21 protein-coding genes are annotated in these 19704 nt (G+C 53.6%); 2 read left to right on the top strand and 19 right to left on the bottom strand.

The genetic code is table 11. The annotated features are described in order from the left end of the window. Nucleotides 1-45: 45 nt before the first annotated feature. The 8 genes from MWU62_RS08225 to ccmA are packed head-to-tail and all read right to left on the bottom strand — an operon-like array spanning nt 46 to nt 5965. On the bottom strand, nt 46-525 hold the full coding sequence (locus tag MWU62_RS08225; protein ID WP_247114387.1) for a cytochrome c-type biogenesis protein: 480 nt from the start codon (nt 523-525) through the stop codon (nt 46-48). Continuing rightward, a complete protein-coding gene (locus tag MWU62_RS08220; protein WP_247114386.1) occupies nt 525-1061 on the bottom strand; it encodes a DsbE family thiol:disulfide interchange protein in 537 nt (178 codons plus the stop codon). Before MWU62_RS08220 ends, MWU62_RS08225 begins: the two co-directional genes overlap by 1 nt. Continuing rightward, nucleotides 1058-3061 carry a heme lyase CcmF/NrfE family subunit gene (locus MWU62_RS08215; protein ID WP_247114385.1) on the bottom strand — a complete coding sequence of 668 codons (2004 nt, stop codon included), beginning with the start codon at nt 3059-3061 and terminating at the stop codon, nt 1058-1060. Before MWU62_RS08215 ends, MWU62_RS08220 begins: the two co-directional genes overlap by 4 nt. Nucleotides 3062-3100: 39 nt before the next feature. Further along, nucleotides 3101-3574, bottom strand: coding sequence for a cytochrome c maturation protein CcmE (ccmE, locus tag MWU62_RS08210; RefSeq protein WP_247114384.1), 474 nt, complete (start codon nt 3572-3574; stop codon nt 3101-3103). 15 nt (nt 3575-3589) lie between these two features. Then, nucleotides 3590-3829 (bottom strand): heme exporter protein CcmD, encoded by a 240-nt coding sequence (gene ccmD / locus MWU62_RS08205; RefSeq protein ID WP_247114383.1) that lies wholly within the window; start codon nt 3827-3829, stop codon nt 3590-3592. A gap of 3 nt (nt 3830-3832) precedes the next feature. Next, nucleotides 3833-4576, bottom strand: coding sequence for a heme ABC transporter permease CcmC (ccmC, locus tag MWU62_RS08200; RefSeq protein WP_247114382.1), 744 nt, complete (start codon nt 4574-4576; stop codon nt 3833-3835). 32 nt (nt 4577-4608) lie between these two features. Beyond that, a complete protein-coding gene (gene ccmB / locus MWU62_RS08195) occupies nt 4609-5334 on the bottom strand; it encodes a heme exporter protein CcmB (protein WP_247114381.1) in 726 nt (241 codons plus the stop codon). Continuing rightward, nucleotides 5324-5965: a cytochrome c biogenesis heme-transporting ATPase CcmA gene (gene ccmA / locus MWU62_RS08190; protein ID WP_247114380.1), complete on the bottom strand. Its 642-nt coding sequence runs from the start codon at nt 5963-5965 to the stop codon at nt 5324-5326. The genes ccmB and ccmA overlap by 11 nt, the downstream gene beginning before the upstream one ends. A gap of 125 nt (nt 5966-6090) precedes the next feature. On the opposite strand from ccmA, the gene MWU62_RS08185 reads away from it, so the two are divergent. Continuing rightward, nucleotides 6091-7452, top strand: a complete 1362-nt coding sequence (locus tag MWU62_RS08185; protein WP_247114379.1) for a flagellar hook-length control protein FliK — start codon at nt 6091-6093, stop codon at nt 7450-7452. Further along, on the top strand, nt 7449-7769 hold the full coding sequence (locus MWU62_RS08180) for an EscU/YscU/HrcU family type III secretion system export apparatus switch protein (protein WP_247114378.1): 321 nt from the start codon (nt 7449-7451) through the stop codon (nt 7767-7769). The genes MWU62_RS08185 and MWU62_RS08180 overlap by 4 nt, the downstream gene beginning before the upstream one ends. Here MWU62_RS08180 and MWU62_RS08175 read toward each other — a convergent pair. The 11 genes from MWU62_RS08175 to MWU62_RS08125 all read right to left on the bottom strand — a co-directional run bounded on the left by MWU62_RS08175 (nt 7755) and on the right by MWU62_RS08125 (nt 19703). After that, the gene (locus MWU62_RS08175; protein ID WP_247114377.1) at nt 7755-8858 is read right to left on the bottom strand and encodes an AAA family ATPase; all 1104 of its coding nucleotides are present in this window, start codon (nt 8856-8858) and stop codon (nt 7755-7757) included. The genes MWU62_RS08180 and MWU62_RS08175 overlap by 15 nt on opposite strands. Further along, a complete protein-coding gene (locus MWU62_RS08170) occupies nt 8855-11137 on the bottom strand; it encodes an ATPase, T2SS/T4P/T4SS family (protein WP_247114376.1) in 2283 nt (760 codons plus the stop codon). Before MWU62_RS08170 ends, MWU62_RS08175 begins: the two co-directional genes overlap by 4 nt. Before the next feature lie 26 nt (nt 11138-11163). Beyond that, nucleotides 11164-11556, bottom strand: a complete 393-nt coding sequence (locus MWU62_RS08165) for a DUF2802 domain-containing protein (RefSeq protein ID WP_247114375.1) — start codon at nt 11554-11556, stop codon at nt 11164-11166. A gap of 67 nt (nt 11557-11623) precedes the next feature. Then, nucleotides 11624-12112 carry a chemotaxis protein CheW gene (locus MWU62_RS08160; protein ID WP_247114374.1) on the bottom strand — a complete coding sequence of 163 codons (489 nt, stop codon included), beginning with the start codon at nt 12110-12112 and terminating at the stop codon, nt 11624-11626. 134 nt (nt 12113-12246) lie between these two features. Further along, nucleotides 12247-13026, bottom strand: coding sequence for a chemotaxis protein CheW (locus tag MWU62_RS08155; RefSeq protein WP_247114373.1), 780 nt, complete (start codon nt 13024-13026; stop codon nt 12247-12249). Beyond that, entirely contained in the window at nt 13019-13816 is a 798-nt protein-coding gene (locus tag MWU62_RS08150) for a ParA family protein (RefSeq protein ID WP_247114372.1), read from the bottom strand. The genes MWU62_RS08155 and MWU62_RS08150 overlap by 8 nt, the downstream gene beginning before the upstream one ends. Before the next feature lie 177 nt (nt 13817-13993). Then, nucleotides 13994-14776: a flagellar motor protein MotD gene (gene motD / locus MWU62_RS08145; protein WP_247114371.1), complete on the bottom strand. Its 783-nt coding sequence runs from the start codon at nt 14774-14776 to the stop codon at nt 13994-13996. A gap of 18 nt (nt 14777-14794) precedes the next feature. Continuing rightward, on the bottom strand, nt 14795-15535 hold the full coding sequence (locus tag MWU62_RS08140) for a flagellar motor protein (protein ID WP_247114370.1): 741 nt from the start codon (nt 15533-15535) through the stop codon (nt 14795-14797). Further along, complete coding sequence (locus MWU62_RS08135; protein WP_247114369.1) at nt 15535-16689, bottom strand: chemotaxis response regulator protein-glutamate methylesterase; 1155 nt, start codon at nt 16687-16689, stop codon at nt 15535-15537. The genes MWU62_RS08140 and MWU62_RS08135 overlap by 1 nt, the downstream gene beginning before the upstream one ends. Nucleotides 16690-16776: 87 nt before the next feature. Further along, entirely contained in the window at nt 16777-18900 is a 2124-nt protein-coding gene (locus MWU62_RS08130; RefSeq protein WP_247114368.1) for a chemotaxis protein CheA, read from the bottom strand. Between the two features lie 17 nt (nt 18901-18917). Beyond that, on the bottom strand, nt 18918-19703 hold the full coding sequence (locus tag MWU62_RS08125; protein WP_247114367.1) for a protein phosphatase CheZ: 786 nt from the start codon (nt 19701-19703) through the stop codon (nt 18918-18920). Nucleotide 19704: the final 1 nt, after the last annotated feature.

The following is a 19704-nucleotide window of genomic DNA, read 5'->3' as shown; positions in this document are numbered from 1 at the left end:
CCAGCGGTTTGCACTATGTAAAGGTCAAGGGGCACGGTGTAGAAATCAGGCGCTACCGTTACGATTCTTTTCCGCAAGCATCTTATCTATCCGGGCCTGCTCCTCAGCACTGAGTGTTGGCGCTGCCGTGCCGGTCCGTCGAGAGCGAACAACAATCCCTACAACCACAATAAGGCCGCCCAGAACTGCTATTGCAGGTGTTGCCCAGAGCATAAAGGTGCGGCTGTCCAAATCGGGCTTATACTTCACAAACTCGCCAAAGCGCCCCACCAGAGAATCGACAATCTCTTGATCACTGGCGCCTTCCAGCATCATTTGATAAACAGCATTTCTCATATCTTTCGATATAGGTGAGTTCGAATCCGCAATGTTCTGGTTTTGGCATTTGGGACAACGCAATTCTGCAATTAAGTTCTGGTAGCGCTGTTCTTCGCTTCGATCATCAAAACCATAAACCGCAGATACATCCGCAAAGGTCATGCTGGATGCCACAGTTGCCACAACAAAACAAAGAATGCGCAGCATCAACCATTCTCCCGTGCGTCATTGATCACCGGCAATAGCACCCGTTCCCAAACGTCGCCGTTTACCACGCCCACATGGCGATAACGCACAACGCCAGAGGCATCTATAACAAATGTTTCCGGGGCTCCGTACACACCCAAATCGAAGCCCAGTGTGCCTTTGGGGTCGTATATCACCTTGCTATACGGGTCGCCCAACCGATCTAGCCAAACCAAAGCATCGTCGCGGTTGTCCTTATAGTTCAAACCGATAATCGACACCTTCTTTTCCCGGGCCAGCCACATGAGATCGTCATGCTCGTCTCGGCAGGACGGACACCAAGTACCCCAAACGTTCAGTAAGGTGATTTCCCCGCGAAACACGGCTTCATCGAGCGTGGTTTCCGGTTGTTTCAGATCCCGCAGGCTGAACGCGGGGACCGGCTTCCCTATTAATGCGGAATCCAGCTTGGTGGGATCTTTACCAATACCGGCGAATAGAACAACGCCCACTATGATAGCCGCCAACAACGGCAGGAACAGAAGAAAGCGCTTCATGAAATTGCTCCGGCCGTGCGCTGGGTACCGGCTTGCTCCGGCGACGCAGCTGCTGAACGTTCAACATCTCGCTCACGAATACGATAACGCCGATCAGATATAGCCAAGAAGCCACCGGCCGCCATAAACAGCGCACCTAACCAAAGCCAACGTATTAGCGGTTTATACTGTAAGCGGATAGCCCAAGCGTTATCTGAAATACGCTCACCGACTGCAACGAAGATGTCCCGGAACAGTCCTGCATCAATATCCGCTTCCGTCATAACACTCATGCCAACGGCATATTGACGCTTTTCAGGATGAAGATCAGCAACGAGTTTGCCGTCAAGCATTACATCAAAACTGCCGTATTGAGCAGTAAAGTTCTGGCCGCGGCGCTCGCCAATGTCTACAAACCGGAACTGGTAGTCACCAACCGTTGCAACATCGCCAGGCACCATGCGCACATCGCGCTCTATGCCATAGTTCGACACAACGGTAGCGCCTGCCATGGTAATAGCCAGACCAAGATGGCCAAGAACCATACCGTAGTAACTGCGAGACTGGCGCTTCAAGCCGTGAACTCGTCCCTTTTTGGACGAAGACTTATCCCACAAATCCCAGAAAGTTGCGGTGGTTACCCAAACCGCAGTGAACACGCCAAGGAAGGCCCATGGTTTGAAGCCACCATACGCAACCATAACCGCCGTACTGATCAATACACTAACCGCCAATGGCCACAACAGCTTACGAGCAAGCCAGCCGCCATCTGTTTTCTTCCAGCGGGAGAAAGTACCAACACCAAGCAAAAGGCCGGTCGCCACAGCCAGCGGGCTAAAAGTAAGATTGAAGAACGGCTCGCCAATAGAGATTTTGCCCAGCTCAAAGAAATCAAGAACCAGCGGGTACAGAGTACCTACCGCGACCAGTAGCGTTGCGGAAACCAGCAGTACGTTGTTTAACAGCAGGAATATCTCCCGCGACAGAGAGCCGTAGCGGGAGCGCACGTGAACCACAGGCGCCCTGAACGCATAAAGCATCAGACTGGCCAGAATGGTTATTGCCAGCAACGCCAGAAGAAAGGTACCCCGCTCCGGGTCAGACGCAAAAGCATGAACCGAAGTAAGCACGCCGGATCGAACTAGAAAGGTACCCAGCAAACTCAAGGAAAAGGTGACAATCGCCAAGAGTACCGTCCAGCTCTTGAAAACACCGCGCTTTTCGGTGACTGCGAGCGAATGCATCAATGCGGTACCCGACAACCATGGGAGCAGAGAAGCATTTTCTACAGGATCCCAGAACCACCAGCCACCCCAGCCAAGCTCGTAGTAAGCCCACCAGCTTCCAAGGGCGATGCCGATAGATAGAAACGCCCAGGCGACGGTGGTCCAGGGGCGAGACCATCTCGCCCATGCGGCATCAAGGCGACCGTTGATCAAGGCCGCAATGGCAAACGCGAAAGCCACAGCAAAGCCGACATAGCCCATGTAAAGCATAGGCGGATGCACTATCAGCCCAAAATCCTGCAACAGTGGGTTCAAGTCTGCCCCATCTGCCGGTACGTTGGGCAGTAAGCGGTCGAAGGGGTTAGAGGTAATAACAATAAATAGCATGAAGCCAACGCTAATCATGCCGAGAACCGACAACACTTGCGAAATCATTACAGATGGCAAGCGACGGCTGAAAATAGCAACGGCCATGGTCCAACCAGTGAGCATCAGAATCCAGAGCAAAAGGGAGCCCTCATGGCCACCCCACACAGCACTGAACTTGTAGTACCAAGGCAGCATGCTGTTGCTGTTGTTGGCAACGTAGGCTACCGAAAAATCATCCGTTAAAAACGCGTGGGTCAGCACAGCAAACGCCAGCCCGACAAACACAAACATCCCGGTGGTTAAAGGCCGTGCAAACGCCTGAAGATTGTCCCGGCCAGTGAGTGAGCCAACCAGTGGCACTACCGAAAGAAGCACTGCCAGCAACAGCGCGAGTATCAGTGCAAGCTGTCCGAGTTCGGGATACATCAAAGCTCTCCAGGAGTCAGGCTATTGGGTGTTTTGTGTTCAGTAAGTTGCAGGCTTGGCGTTTTCAGCGGCGGACTTCGTCTCGGCTTGTGATGCTTTCTCTAAGGCACCGGCAACTTCTGGAGGCATGTAGTTTTCATCATGTTTAGCCAAAACCTGATCGGCCACGAACCGCCCCTCATTGTTGAGTCTGCCCATGGCGACAATGCCCTGCCCTTCCGCAAACAGATCCGGCAGGATACCGACGTATTCAACTGGTACCGAGGCACTATAGTCTGTCACTAGAAATTCGACTTTTAGGCTTTCAGGGTCACGCACCACAGAACCTTCTTCGACCATACCACCTGCGCGGATTCGCACGTCAACCGGTGCCTCACCGGCAGAAATTTGGCTGGGGTCATAAAACAGGTTGATATTCTGGCGCAGCGCATAAGCTGTAAGTCCCACTGCAACAGAAAGGCCTACCAGCAGAAACAGAACGATGGTCAGCCGCTTTTTACGGATCGGGTGCATGTGCTTACCTGTCAGTCAGTCTTGGGAAACATTTACGCGTGCAAAGGACGCAGAAGTTGTGGGCGCCGCCGCCACTGTACTCTTTTCGGCCTGAAGCTCATAACGGCGACGGCAGGATTCGATAGTTGCGTCCCTACTGCGCACCGATCCGGCCATCAGCACAATCATCAGTACAAAAAACACAGCGTAACAAGCCCACACATAGGGGCCATGACCTTCCATTGATACAAATGCCGCAAAGGAATCAAATGCCATGGTTCACACCTTACCTTTCATTACGAATTCTTTTACCCAGCGGGTGCGTTGCTCCCGGGACAAAATTTCTGTCTGCATACGAATACACGCAAGCCAGCCAAAAATCAGATAAAGGCCCAACACCGAAAGCAACAATGGCACCCACATTTCAGCCGGCATGGATGGTTTTTCAGTAAGCTTGAACGTTGCGGGCTGATGCAGTGTATTCCACCACTCAACGGAGTACTTGATAATCGGGATATTCACTACCCCAACAAGCACAAGCACCGCGACTGCGCGGGCGGCAGACTTCTCGTCATTAATGGCACGATCCAACGCGATAACACCACCATAAAGAAACAGCAGTATCAGCATGGAGGTAAGCCGGGCATCCCAAATCCACCAAGTACCCCAGGTTGGCTTGCCCCAAACCGCGCCGGTAAAAAGTGCCAAAAACGTTAAAACCAACCCTACTGGCGTAACCGCTTTAACGAATACATCGGCCAGCTTCATGCGCCAAACCAGAGTAACCAGAGCCGCAGACGCCATCATGATGTAAACCGACTGCGCCATAAACGCCGTAGGAACATGAATAAAAATAATCCGGTAGCTATTGCCCTGCAGGTAGTCTTTGGGTGCAAATGCCAGCCCCCAAACAACTCCAGCCATCAGCAGCAGTATGCCGCTCATCAATAGCCAAGGCATGAACCGGGTGGATATCCCGAAAAACCATTTTGGGGAGCCCAGTTTATGAAAAAATTGCCACATCAGATGGTCACCGCCTTACCGTTTACCTTGTTTTAACCGTTCGACAAGCTGATTCTCAATGCTGCTGCCGCTGCAAACGGCGCCAGTGTCAGCGCCAACACCAGGAAAGCCCCCATCAGAGCCAGATAAGCACCAACAGATGCGCCCTCCACTGCTGCTGCAACGGTGCCTGTGCCAAATATCAGCACAGGAATGTACAGCGGAATGATCAGTAGGGACAAGAGCACACCTGCCGAACGCAACCCAAGAGTCAAAGCAGCACCAATGGCACCTATTAAACTCAGTACCGGTGTACCAATCAGCAGCGTTAGACATAAAACAGCGATAGAGTTCCCGTCCAGATGCACCATTACACCAAGAACGGGGGTCAATATGACCAAAGGCAGGCCTGTTAACATCCAGTGCGCCATGGTCTTTGCCAAAATCAACAAAAACAGGGGCTGCGGCTGGAGCACAAGCTGCTCGAGTGTGCCGTCATCAAAATCGTGACGGAACAAATGATCCAACGACAAGAGTACCGAGAGCAACGCCGCTACCCAGAGAATTCCGGCTCCAGCTTCACGCAAAAATGAGGCTTCCGGGCTGACGCCGAGAGGAAACAGGGTCACAACCATAATAAAAAACAAAAGTGGGTTTAACAGATCCTGACGCTGCCGGAATGCTACTTTCATATCCCGCGAGAAAACACCTTTCATAGCAGCCAGTGCACCAACACTGCTACTGGCAAGCGGGACAATAGGGCGAACTTCAGCGTTCATCGGTTACACCTCCCGCGCCAAGGGTCAGCCGTTGCATGCCCGGCAGTGCCAGGTCATGGTGGGTGGTAACCAACACGGCACCACCTTCGGCGGCCCGTTGTTGTAATAAAGTTTCTAGCGCTACTACACCATCGGCATCAATGGCGGTAAATACTTCATCGAGCAACCAAAGAGGTTCGTCTGCAATCAACAGCCTTGCCAACGCAACTCTGCGCTGCTGACCGGCCGACAAATTACGGCAAGGGACACCTTCAAAGCCGGCAAGGCCCGTTCCCTGAAGCGCCTGACTCAAAACCGCATCAGACACAGGCCTTCTGCCCGCCATCAATGCTCGAAGATTTTCCATAGGAGTAAGAAGAGGTTTGATTCCAGGGCGATGCCCAAGATAAAGCATGTTCCGCAGAAATACTTCACGCTGATTTGCAATTGGTGAGCCGCACCAATTCAGCTCGCCTGTCCAGGCATCATTCAAGCCTGCCAGCATTCTCAGCAGAGTGGTTTTCCCCGAGCCATTTGGCCCCTCGACACGGGTGACCGTACCGGGCAGTATGGAGAAGGATAATTCGCGGAAAAGTATCCGCTTGTCCCGCTCACACTGTAGGTTAACGGCCTGTAGTAACGGCTCGGACATCAGGGCCCCGTAATCAGGACGATGCGCAGATCGCATCGGGTGTATTCACGACAATAGTTGCCAGCGCGGCGTATTATAGCGAAAGCGTTTGCAGAATACTCTTGTCTGGAATCAAGTCAGCAGCGATGAAACTACCCAACGGCCAACAGTCTCCTAATCCTCCGGCTCCGGTTGCTCTCAGGTCGCCACAAGTCAATGGCGCCAATCAGCCGGGCCGCGAAACCCTGGCCCTGTCTGCCCGCCAGCAACTGGACCAAATCCAGCTTGCAAACCGGGAGACCATTCTGGCACGTGTGGCAGAAGTCATTAACCGGCAGGGCAGCCGCAATGCAGAAGTGCTATTGGATATAAGGGGAAAGCCGCTTCAAGTAAATGCCGCCATCGGCGCCACGGAGCTAACACCCGGCGACTGGGTAAAAGTGATGCGCGCGGGCAACGAACTGCAACTCATGGGTAAACTGGCGGCAACGCCGGAGGCTGCTATTTCCCGGGCGTTAGCACAGCGTATGCCCTGGCAGCAGAACATCGATAGCGGCTTGGCAAAGCTAATGACGGCACTCAACAAGGGCGTGATTCCAGAACTGACACCCGGCCAATTACCCACAGCCCGAGGTTTACAACCGCTACCGGAGGCGGCACGCCAAGCTCTAGAAACCCTACTGGCAAGGCTTCCGGCCAGTAGTACCCTGACGCCCGGCGCAGGCAGCCAAAACAACAGCGTACAGCAAATCCGACAGTGGATAGCCGAAAGCGGAGTGTTTGCCGAATCCCGCTTAACTCAAACTCCCTCTTCTACACTGCCCGATCTGAAGCTTGCCCTAGGCCGAATGGTAACCGGGCTTCTGGCTGAGCAAGGTGGCAACCCGGCAACCCTATTCAACCGTCTTACACCATTAGCAAGCCCCGGCCTGATGCAGGCACCCTTGCAATTCCCCCAGTTGACGGCACCACCGCCATCTGGCAGCGGCTCAGAGCCCACATCGGTAGGCCAGACCTTGCGAATGTTAGCGGGTATGTTGAACCGGATCACCGTCAACCAGCTCCACAGCCAAATACTCACAGCAAGAGGCGCTGGCGGCGACGCACCAGCTCCGGTTTCAACTATGATTATGGACTTACCTTGGGTGACCCCCCAAAACGAGCCCAAGCTGGCACAGCTGCGCATGGAACAGTATAAAGAAGAACCTTCAGCCAAGGATCGTAACGAAAAACGGGCAGCCATCAGCGAATGGCGCCTGAATCTCACCATTGATCTGGAGTTGGCCGGAGCGTTGAACTTTGAGGTTTCCTTGCGTCAGCAGGAGGTTAGTGCGCGGGTGTGGGCGGAAAAACAGGAAACCTTAAAGCAGGTTTACGAGGAACTACCGCTACTGAGACGAAGCTTGGTGGAGTTGGGACTGGAAGTAACCGATCTGGAGTGCAGGCGTGGCACGCCATCTTACCCTGCGACAAAGTTGGAGCACAGACTGGTGGACACCCGCGCATGAAAGAAAAAAACCAAAACCAACCGTCCAGCAGTGCCGCCGTTGCCTTGAAATACGACGGCGAAAAAGCTCCCACCATAACGGCAACAGGCACTTATGAGCTGGCCGATGAGATTATCCGAATAGCCAGAGAACACAATGTCCCCCTGTATGAGAACGCCGAGCTAGCAGGCATTCTTGCGCGTTTGTCCCTAAACGACGAAATACCAGAAAACTTATACAGGGTTATTGCGGAGATTCTTGCCTTCGCCTTCCACATACGCGGCCGCACGCCCGAAGACGCCGGCCGGGACACACCAGCGTCTTCAGTGGATGAGTGAACGCTGCGCCCATACTTGCGCCCAAACGTCTCCCTTGCGAGGCGCGATTGCGGTTTCAAAGTAATGTTTGAGACGGCGGCGGTCGTCTGGATGGTCTTTTAGGGCTGAGCCAACGATATGATGCATCAGTTGCTCAATGGTCATTCTGCCATCGCCGTAATACCAAGCATTCAGGCTCGCTGCATGGGCTACTGATACAGCCTCGGCGGTGGAAAGTGCAGCACCTGCTAAACGGTCAGTGCTTCGGCCATCCATGGTCTGGCCGTTGCGCAACTCGTGAAACATGGTTACCAGAACCTCTATCACAGCCTCGTCCAAGTCCACACGGATGCCTGCACGTTTGTTCGCTTTGTTCACTTCCCTTACAACAACGCCTATTTCGTCCGGCAGATTCTTAATCGGCCGAATTTCTTCGAAGTCCAGACGGCGCTTGAGAGCAGCACTCATCTCGTTAACGCCAGCATCCACGCTATTGGAAGTGGCAATCAGGTTAAACCCCTCCCGGGCCAATACTACGCCCTCGTCGTCGGGGATTTCCGGGATTACCACAACTCGATCGGACAAAACCGACAGGATTGCATCCTGCAGGGCCTGCGGGCAGCGGGCAATTTCCTCAAACCGCACCAAGCGGCCTTCCATCATGCCGCGCATGAGCGGGCTCGGCACCAAAGCATCAAAGCAAGGCCCTTTGGCGGCAAGTATTGACTCGTTCCAACCGTACAGGAGTTGCCGAACGTCGGTAACAGCCCCGCCTTGCAAAGCCAGAGTGGAATCACCCGAAATAGCAGCTGTAAGCAACTCGGAGAGCCAAGACTTAGCTGTGCCCGGTTCGCCAACCAACAAGCAGCCCCGGCTGGTGCATAAGGAAATGATAATTCGGGTAACCATGGCGCGGTCCGCCACAAACTTGCACTCAACACCTAAACTGTCATCACCCAGAACAAACTTCTCAACCGCTCGTGGCGACATACGCCAGCCCGGCGGAACCGGCCCGAGATCCATGGCGGCTATTCTTTCCAGTTCTTCGCGGAAAATAACCTCAGCCGGCTCTCGCTGTGCAGCCTTCTTTTGCTGACTTCCTGCACTCATAACGCACTCCTACGGCCGCCGCGAACTTCAGGTGCCATACGTTCCTGAGGCAGAATACGTGGCAGTTCAGACATGGGAATAACACCCTCAATCACGTGGTCCAACGCACTGTCGCGCATGGTTACCAAGCCAGAATCCAGTGCCCGCCAACGCAACTCTCCTACCGGCGGTTGGCTTGATATTGCATTGCGGATATCGGAGTCCACCTCCATGTATTCCACAATGGCTACCCTGCCCCGGGTTCCACGACCGCCGCACTTATCGCAGCCGGTACCTTCGAAGCACTGGAAATTATCCGGAGCTCCATTGGGAAAAAGTTCCTCAAGTATTACAGGGTCTGGCTTGGCTGGCTTGCGGCAATGCTTGCAGATTCGCTTGGCAAGCCGCTGGGCAATTACCGCCAATAGCTCACCGGCAATAGAATTGGGGTGAATACCCAAATCGTACAGTCGTTGCAGGGAGTCCACTGCATCGTTACTGTGCAACGTGGAAAGCACAACGTGACCAGTCTGGGATGCGCGGATCGCTTCCAAAGCCGTTTCTTTATCACGAATCTCGCCGACCATAATGATATCCGGGTCCTGACGCACGAACGCTCGCATGGCATCGGCAAAGTTAAAGCCAATATCACTTCGTACCGGCGTTTGCTGCACGTTATCGATGGAATATTCGATGGGATCTTCCACCGTAATAACCTTACGGCGACCGTCGTCTGCAAGCGTCTGCAGCCCGGCATACAGCGTGGTGGACTTGCCCGAGCCGGTAGGCCCAACAACCAGTACAAGACCCGCCGGGTTATCCAGAAGGCGCTCATAATGCGCACCAATCATCGGCGACATGCCCAGTTCGGCAATGGTCATGGCGCGGCCAGTTTGGGGTAACAAACGGATAACCGCATGCTCGCCGTGAAGTGACGGCTGGGTCTGCACTCGCAGATCATAAGCGATATCGCCAAGTTGCAAGCGCGAGCGCCCACCCTGAGGCAACCTACGCTCGGCAATATTAAGCTCAGCACGTAACTTTATAACGTTAATAACGCCTCTGAGCTCCCGGGGCGTGAGTTGATACTGAACCAAATCCCGCAGATCGCCATCTACCCGCAAACGAATCCGTATGCGCTCACCGTACTGTTCTATGTGAATGTCGCTCGCTTTTTCACTCACTGCATCCAGCAGAATTGCCTCGTATACAGATACCAGATAGGGGCTTACATGATCGGTTCCGGTTTCCTGACCTAGAGAGTTATCACGCTTGCCACCACTGCCGGCACCGGGGGTAGATAAGACAGCCTGATCTGCGGCAAACCGGTTGCCTTTGGCGGATAAATCCAGCGCTGACCAGATTCTTCGGAAGTCAGTGGGCGTAACCAGCCAGCACTCTATGGTGTGGTTAGGGCTCATGCGTTCCAGCTGATCTGTGCGAGCATCCGGGTCATCGGTAACAAACGTCACCTTGCCGTTCGCCTGTGCCACAGGAATGATTCGGGACAAATCCAGAAAGGTGCGCGAGAAGCGACGAAACAGCTCATCTTTCAAAGCTGGCAACAGCTCGTCGGCGTCAGCAAAGACCATCCCTCGCTGTTGCGCTAGCGAGCGATAAAGCTCGATTTCTTCAATGTTCAGGCTACGGCGCAAGACATCCAACACGCGGCAGTTTTCTAGTGCCGCCTCGGCCTTAGCTTTTGCCAGAGCGTGTTCATCTATCATGCCCAAATCGATCAGGATTTGCTCCGAGTTGCGATTAAAGTCTACCCAACCCAGCGTGCGCACCCGTTCAAGTTTATCGGCACGCTTCACGTACATCGCCATGCTTGGCACAGGTCCGGCCTTGCCTTCAAGGCAAATCAAATTGCCGCCTTCACAAAGATATCGCTTTAACGCATCGCGCTCAGCCATGAAGGTCGTGCACAACACAAAATCACACGGCTGATCGAGCTCAAATTGACTCTCGGCCGATTGCGCCAGAACATCTACATTATTTATTCCCAGCCGGAAAAACCGCTCTCTCGCCGCTTCCGCAACATTCTGGTTTTGTTCAATATAGATAACCCGCTGAGCGAGCTGCGACAACACAGCAGCGAGGTAGCCAGAGCCGCCTCCCACATGCATCACAACATCCGCTGGCATAACCTCGGGCATGATTGACAAGATATGGGCAACGGTTTCTTCTCGGGGGATAGAGTGCCCGGTTATGGAGGGAATCAGGTCCGAGCCAGTAACATAATCATTGCGGGATACAGCAAGAAGGGCCTCACGGCCCCTTGAGTAAACTTTCTTCATCCATTAACGTCCATAGCAGCGTAATATTAGGCCGCCTGACGTTTTTTCAGCGCTGATACCAGCTCGGCCTCGGGACGGGATATTCCACACGTATTCATAAGATCGTCTATATCTGCCCCAAGATCAACCAGCCGCGAGGCTTCATCATAAGAAATACGCAAAGGATCATTCTGGCGCATCTCGTCTAGAGTGGTCCGCAGCTCATGCAGTTGCCGCTCGCACACCACAAGCCGCTGGCCTACGCCCATGCTACCGCTGGCGGTGGCATGCAACTCCCTGCCAAGGGTATCGCATCGATCCTTGAGCATGGCTCTCAGCTGTCTGTTCTGACGCCCGAGCATAATACCCTGTGCAAAAACCAACGAAATCGCTGTGGCAGTCAGTACCCAGGGAAGATAGGAAGGAATTTCAGTAAACATAATGGACGTCTCCGGTTATTTGCCACGGGAGGCGTCCATCATCAGGCTTGGCCGGTATGGCTCCGGTCTATAGCCCTGCGATTTCAGCCCATTCGTGGTCTGTCAGCATTTTGTCGAACTCGACCAATATGATCAGTTCACCATCCTTGTTGCACACACCTTGGATAAATTTGGCGCTTTCTTCGTTGCCCACATTGGGCGCAGTCTCAATCTCGCTGGCCTTGAGGTACACGACTTCGGCCACGGAATCCACCAGAATACCCATCACCTGATCGGCAGATTCCATCACGACAATTCGGGTGGCATCTGTAATATCGGCATCCGCCAATCCGAACCTGCGGCGGGTATCGATAACCGTCACCACATTGCCACGCAAATTGATAATACCGAGCACGTAATCTGGAGCCCCCGGCACGGGTGCAATCTCCGTGTACCTTAGTACTTCCTGAATCTGCATAACGTTCAGACCGTAAGTCTCGTTATCCAGTCGGAAGGTCACATACTGCAAGACCTGATCATCATGGGCCTGATTTTGCTGTCCGCTTGGGGCTGCCATAGCCTGTATCTCCTATTCGGCTGCCCGGCGGGCAACCTGATCGTCAAAAAAACATCATCAGTGCCCAATACTATAGTTAAGGGCACAAACCGTGCCAGTACAGCACGGTTTCATTCCGTAACCGGGCCAGCCGGTCAGTTCAAATCTAGATGATGCTCCCGTTCTGCACGTACTAGCAAATCTGCCATGGTGCGCACATCAACCAGAGCACACATCTGCTCAATCACTGTTCCTGCCAACCAAGGCCGCTTGCTGCGAGCCGTGCGCCAGCGCACATCGTCTGGGCTTAGAGTAAACGACTGGGCTACATCATCACAGGCTAGCCCCCATTCGCTGTTATCCAAGCGAATAACAAACCGGTAGTTCTCGCGGGCATTGGCTGGCACTCTTCCAGACATTATCCATTCTGCGGTATCGACAACCCTCAAGTTCTGTTCCGAGCCTACTCGGATACCCATATACCAGCGGGGACTACCGGGAATGGGCCGAATATCTTCTTCAATCCGGTGAATAGCGCCTAACAGAACAAGCGGAACCGCAAGCTGTAAACCGGCGACGGTAAAAATTAAACACTCAAACGGTCGCTCTGACCACTCCGGGCGCAGTGCAGGCTCATCTCGCGCTGGTTCTGGCGTCAGTTTCGGTGTGGAAGTCGCTACTGCAACAGACTCCCGAACCTTTACGGATTGCGGCGCGGCCTTTACCAGAGGCGCAGGTTCGGGTTTAGGCGCCATCACCGGTTTGGGTGCAATTACCGGTTTGGGTGTAGCCACGGGCTTTCGAGCTGGAACCGGTTTGGGCTCTACAAGTTCCTCACGCAAAGCGGTGTCCGTTGCCGTATGCAGCAACTCGTCCAGATAACTGGCAATGGCCGTGGTCGGGTCGGCCAGCTTTGTCAATTTTTCGTCAGCCATGCTGACGCTCCTTCATCGCACCGGTTCGTGTTAACAAATCATCCAACAGGTGCCGGTACGCCCGAACACCGTGGGTTTGCGCATCCAGCTGCGATGGAATAACTCCAGCCTGACTGGCGTCACGAAACTTTGTATCCACCGGCACCGCGAACTTCCACAGGTTGTCCTGATAGGTTTTACGCAGCTGATTTAAGCTCTTTACCGAAGCCTGAGTGCGCCGGTCAAACATGGTAGGCACGATGGTATAAGGCAATTGGTTCTTCTGGGAGCGCATGATCATCTGCAGAGTGTGCAGCATTCGCTCAAGCCCTTTGATGGCGAGGAACTCGGTCTGTACGGGAACAACAAGATGCTGTGCTGCTGCCAACGCATTGACCATCAAAACACCCAGCGAGGGCGTGTTATCAAGAAGTACGTAGTCAAAATCGTCCCAAAGCTGGGTAAGAGCCCGGGAAATAATTAGGCCCATACCTTCAACTCCAACCATTCGGCGCTCCAAGGTTGCGAGCGCCGTGCTCGCTGGTAACAGGGCTAGCCCGGGACAACTGGTATCTGTAATAAGTTGAGCCGGAAGACCCTCAGGCACCTTGCCCTGATGCTGAAACAGATCAAAAACGCTGTGTGCGAGCGCATCTGGGTCATACCCAAACCAACTGGTTAGAGAGCCATGAGGATCAAGATCGACCACCAGAACGCGCTTGCCACGCTCCGCCAACAGGCCACCCAAAGTGACCACAGAGGTAGTTTTACCCACACCACCTTTCTGATTGGCTACTGCCCAGATTCGCACGTTTTTACTCCAGAAACTACGTTATTGCGACGCACTAAAATCACCTTGTATCAAGATATATCGGCCAGTTCCCATGCAACTTGAACGAGTTACGAACCGGCAGTCTGTTGCCGCTTAAATGAATATTGATGGAGTAATACAGAAACCGTGCCAGACATTACAAGACGGTTAAACACCTTAGCGCATAACGCCTCGGATGCTAGCCTCACGAGATATCAAGAGCACTACACGCCGGTTACGACGACGCCCTTCTTCTGTGTCGTTGCGGGCCAGCGGCTGGTGCTCGCCGTAGCCAACGGCTGCCATGCGCTCAGGCTCAATACCTTCCATATCCAACATACGTACAACGGCAGCCGCCCGGGCTGCAGACAGTTCCCAGTTCGATGGAAAACGCTGAGTGCGAATGGGCTGGTTATCGGTGAAACCTTCAACCTTTACTGCGTTATCGCGGTTTCTGAGAACCCGCGCCACCTTATCCATCACCTCAAACGCGTCATAATGTGGCTCAGCATTGCCACTGCCAAAAAGCAGGCTGTCTGGCAGGTTGAGGGAAAGCCAACGGTCATTGGTTTCAAGCGTAACCACTCCGCGATCAATAAGTTCGTCAAACTCCATGGCCAATTGGTTTGCCATAGTGCGTAGAGCTTCAGTACGTGCTGGCGTTTCCTGTTCCGGGTTTCTTGGCGCCTCTGTTACCTCCGGAGGAATAACGTCCTCCTCGACAGCAATCTCCGGGCGCGGAGGTTGATCACCGACTTCGATAGGCTGAAAGGATCGCTGGGGTGCGTTAAAAACACCGGTAAGGGTCTCGGATAGTACCTTGTACTTACCTTCATTTACCGAAGAGACCGAGTACATCACCACAAAAAAAGCAAACAACAGAGTTATGAAATCCGCATAGGAAATCAGCCAACGCTCTGTGTTGTGCAAATCGTCCTGAGGCTGCCTGCGACGCCGCATAATAAGAACCGGGTTTGCCTACTGCAGGAAGCCCCGCAGCCGCAATTCAATGGATTTAGGGTTCTCACCCTCCGCAATGGCGATTAGGCCATCGATCATCATGTCTTCGTACCTTGAGCGCTCTTTAACCAACCCACGCAGTTTATTGGCAATCGGAAAAAACAACAGGTTTGCCAAGGCCACACCGTAGATAGTTGCCACAAAGGCCGTCGCGATTCCGCTGCCGAGGGACTCCGGGTTTTCAAGATTGGTCATTACCTGAATCAGCCCCATGACCGCGCCAATAATGCCAATTGTGGGTGAATACCCACCCATGGCCTCAAACACCCGCGCCGCCTCCAGATTGTGCTGCTCCCGGCAATCCAAATCAATTTCCATAATGCTGCGAATGGTCTCTGTTTCAGCCCCATCTACCAGCAGCTGCAGACCTTTGCGAGCAAAGTTTTCCGGTTCGTTTTCCGCCAGCCCCTCAAGCCCCAACAAGCCCTGCTTGCGGGCCTTTACGCTCCAGTCGATCACCTTGCCTATGCCATCTTCAATGCTGATATACGGCGGAACGAACACCCACCGAACCTGAGAAAAGGCTCGTTTTAATACCGGCCAAGAGGTTTGAAGAATCGTTGCAGCCAAGGTGCCACCAATTACGATAATGGCAGCTGGGCCATTAAACAGTGAACTCAGTGCACCGCCTTCAAGCAGATTGCCGCCAAGGATGGCGGCAAATGCCAAAACCACTCCGAGAAGGCTTAGAATATCCATTAGCAAACGCCCTCAATCAATCGAGGGCCGACTTCGTCTAATGACAACACTTCATCACTTAGGCCAGCTTTTGCAACGGCCATAGGCATGCCATAAATGACCGACGTTTTTTCATCCTGCGACCAAATAGGCGAACCGCTTTGTTTCATCATTCGACAGCCCTCACGGCCATCGGAGCCCATACCGGTAAGAATCACACCAAGGGTTTTTCCAGGATACGCCCGAGCGAGAGAGCCAAAGGTAACGTCAACACACGGCCGGTAATTGAGCCTCTCGTCCCCCGGCAAAATCCGAACTCTGGGCTGGCCACTGCGATTTTCGATCATCATCTGTTTGCCACCCGGCGCAAGCAATGCCAAACCAGGGCGCAGACTATCGCCGTCTTCCGCTTGCCGGACTTCTATCTTACAAAGTTTATTCAGACGTTCGGCAAACGCTGGCGTAAAGCTCGCGGGCATATGCTGAACCAGCACAATCGGCGAGGGGAAGTTAGCTGGCAACACACTCAGCACACGTTGAAGCGCCACTGGGCCGCCAGTAGAGGTGCCAATGGCCACAACGGCATAATGCCGTGCGGGGCCTTTTCGCGCAGGCCGTTTGGGGGGCTCTTCCGGGAGTGGTTGCGCAGACTGACGGCCAGATGCCAAGGGGCGGCCCGGTGTAGAAGGCTTAGCCAAGGGTGTGCGTGCAGATGGCGAGGTAGGCCTTGGAGATGCTGGTGCCGGTGGTGCGGGGGGCTGCGACCGACCAGACGGACGACTGCGGGCAACATCCAGCACGCGATCAATCAGGATTTTTTGCAGCTGGCTGCCATCTCTGGCAATTTCCTCGAAGTTTTTCGGCAGAAAATCAACGGCGCCAGCTTCCAGCGCATCCAGTGTTATTCTGGCGCCTTCGTATGTAAGCGAAGAAAACATCAGCACAGGAGTAGGATGCTTTTGCATGATTTCCCGCACAGCCGAAATGCCGTCCATAATCGGCATTTCGTAGTCCATGGTGATAACATCCGGGCGCAGTGATGCCGCCAGATCAACACCTTCCCGACCGTTGGCCGCCACACCCACAACGCGGATCTGCCCCGACGAGGTCAATATCTCCGTCAGCCGCTTGCGGAAGAAGCCTGAGTCGTCAACGACCAGGACAGAAACCGTCATCCATTTCTCCTACCAGTGTGCAGTGTGCTTTGTTCCATAGAGCCTTCAGCCAGTCAGTGGAAAGCGCCATCAGCCACTACAGCATCCTTAACTGTATTGCTGCAGAAGACTAGGCACATCAATAATGAGCGCTATACGGCCGTCACCGGTAATCGTAGCACCAGCCATACCTGGCGTTCCCTGCAGGCCGCGTCCCAGCGGTTTGATAACCACTTCTTCCTGACCTACTAACTGGTCTACAACAAAGCCAACCTTGCGAGTGCCCATGGCAACAATGACAACGTGCCCGTTTTCCGGGCGGCCTGAGCCTACAGAGCTTTTAACCAACCAACGCTTTATGTGGAAAAGCGGGAACACATTGTCCCGTACAACAATACACTCACGCCCATCCACAATGTTGGTGCGGGTCAAATCCAAATGGAATATTTCCACCACATTTACCAGTGGCAGGGCAAAAGACTGGTCATCAAGCTTAATCATCAAGGTTGGCATGATTGCCAGAGTCAGGGGCACTTTTATGATGATGCGAGAGCCTTTACCCAAAGCTGACACAATGCTGAGCTGCCCGTTGAGCTGGTTGATTTTGGTTTTCACCACATCCATGCCCACGCCGCGGCCCGAAACGTCAGAAATTTGTTCCTTGGTTGAAAAACCAGCGGCAAAAATCAGATTAAAACACTCTGTATCAGTTAACCGATCAGCGGCATCTTGATCGTAAATTCCTTTTTCTACCGCTTTGCGACGGAGAACTTCCGGGTCCATACCGGCGCCATCATCATCGATGGACAAAAGAATGTGGTCCCCTTCCTGTTCCGCTGAGAGGGTGACCGTCCCCTGCCTTGGCTTGCCAGCTTTCTCTCGCACATCTGGCGCTTCGATCCCGTGGTCCACAGAGTTGCGAACCAAATGCACAAGTGGATCGGAAAGGGCTTCAACAAGGTTCTTGTCGAGATCCGTATCCTCGCCATGCATGACCAAGTTCACTTCTTTTTTCATACTGCGGGCAAGGTCGCGGACAACACGCGGGAAGCGGCCAAACACTTTCTTGATCGGCTGCATGCGAGTTTGCATCACCGCGGCCTGAAGGTCGGTTGTAACGACATCAAGGCTAGAAACCGCCTTGTGCATATGCTCGTCTTCGCTCTCAGAGCCCAATCTCTGAAGCCGATTTCTAACCAGCACCAACTCGCCCACCATATTCATGATGTCGTCCAACCGCTTGGTATCGACTCGAACCGTGGTTTCCGCTGCAGGCGCTTCTCTCGGGGGTGCGGCTTGTTTAGCCGGCTCTTTAGCCGCTGGCTTTGCTTCGGGTTTCTTTTCAGGCTTGGGCGCTGCTTTTGCGGGCTCGACATTCGCCTGCGGTGGCTGCGGCTTCACTGGTGCTTTATCAGAGTCGCTGGCTGTAGGGCTTCCGCCCTTGCCGTGAAGCTCATCCAAGAGATTTTCAAATTCGTCGTCAGTGATCAGCTCACCGGTATTACCTGCGTCCGGCGCATCAGCGCTTGTGGCCTCGGCATTGTCGTTTTCAACCGGTTTTGCGACAAACTTGCCTTTGCCGTGGAGCTCATCCAGCAAAGCTTCAAATTCATCATCGGTGATGTCATCGCCGGAGGCGCTATCGTTAGTCTCACTATTCGCAGAGGCCGCATGCTCGTCACTCGCTGGGCTGTTGTCCGGAGCCGAAACAGGCGCATCGCCGTGCAGTGCATCGAGCAACTGCTCGAATTCATCATCGGTAATATCACCGCCATCCTGAGCGCTTTCTACTGGGTTTTCAGCAGGGTCAGGCTCTTCGGCGACAGGCGCAGCAGCTTCGGTTTGGGGCTGTGCAAGTGCATCCAAGGCGGCAATCAGCTCATCGGGTGCGGGGGTCAGCTCTTCACCGTTACGCACCTGATCGAACATAGCATTTACATAGTCCAGAGCCTCCAGAACAACGTCCATTAGCTCGGAGTCCACCGACCGCTTGTGGTTGCGCAGTATGTCGAACACGTTTTCCGCAGAGTGGCAGCAGTTAACCAGCGCCTCCAGTTGCAGGAAGCCAGCACCGCCTTTTACGGTATGGAACCCACGGAATATAGCGTTGAGCAGATCACTGTCATCAGGATGTTGCTCAAGATCTACAAGCTGCTCAGAAAGCTTCTCGAGAATTTCCCCGGCCTCTACGAGGAAGTCCTGCAGGATCTCATCATCGGCATCAAACGCCATGGGCTAACCTCTCATATTCAGAAACCGAGACTCGACAACAAATCGTCTACGTCGTTTTGTCCCGAGACAACATCTTCACGCTCTTCAGCTTTCATCTGAGGCCCTACGCCTTGTTCGGCAGAGACTTCCTCACTATCGATTTGATGCACTGTACCGGTAAGTTGGTCAACGTGGCTGGCCATGACCACCAAACTGAGCATTTGCTCCTCAACTTCTTTAACCAAGGCAGTCACACGCTGAATTACCTGCCCGGTCAAATCCTGAAAATCCTGCGCCAACAGAATCTCTGAAAAATTGTTGTAGAGGGTGTCTGCGTCCTTGGTGACACTCAGAAAAAAAGCATCAACCCGGCCATACAGCTCGCGAAATTCGGCAGGCTGCATCTCGCGACGGCCCAACCGTTGCCACTCCTCTCTCAGTGAAGAAGCGTCTTCGCGCAATGTGTTGGCGACTGGCATGCTTTCTTCAACTAGATCCATAGTGCGATTGGCAGCCTGACTCGTCATCTGAACAACGTATGCCAGCCTGTCGGACGCATCTGTCATCAACGACAGCACTTCTTTCTGTTCCGGACTGCGGGGATCTATCTGGAAATTACGGATTGCCTCATGCAGCGACCGTGTTAGCCTTCCAACTTCACGATAAAGGCTCTGATCCCTGACTTCGCTCAACTGGTTAATCAGGTTCATGGCACCAGCATAGTCACCGCTCTCAACACATTGGGCGAGTTCTGCTGACTGCTGCCGGAGCTTTTCGGTCACTTCTGGCTCAAGATCCCGGTGGATCTTTTTGTCATTGCTCATA

The sequence above is a fragment of the Marinobacter sp. S6332 genome (genome assembly GCF_023016045.1).
GTDB lineage: Bacteria > Pseudomonadota > Gammaproteobacteria > Pseudomonadales > Oleiphilaceae > Marinobacter.
This window is presented reverse-complemented; position numbering and strand designations above follow the sequence as displayed.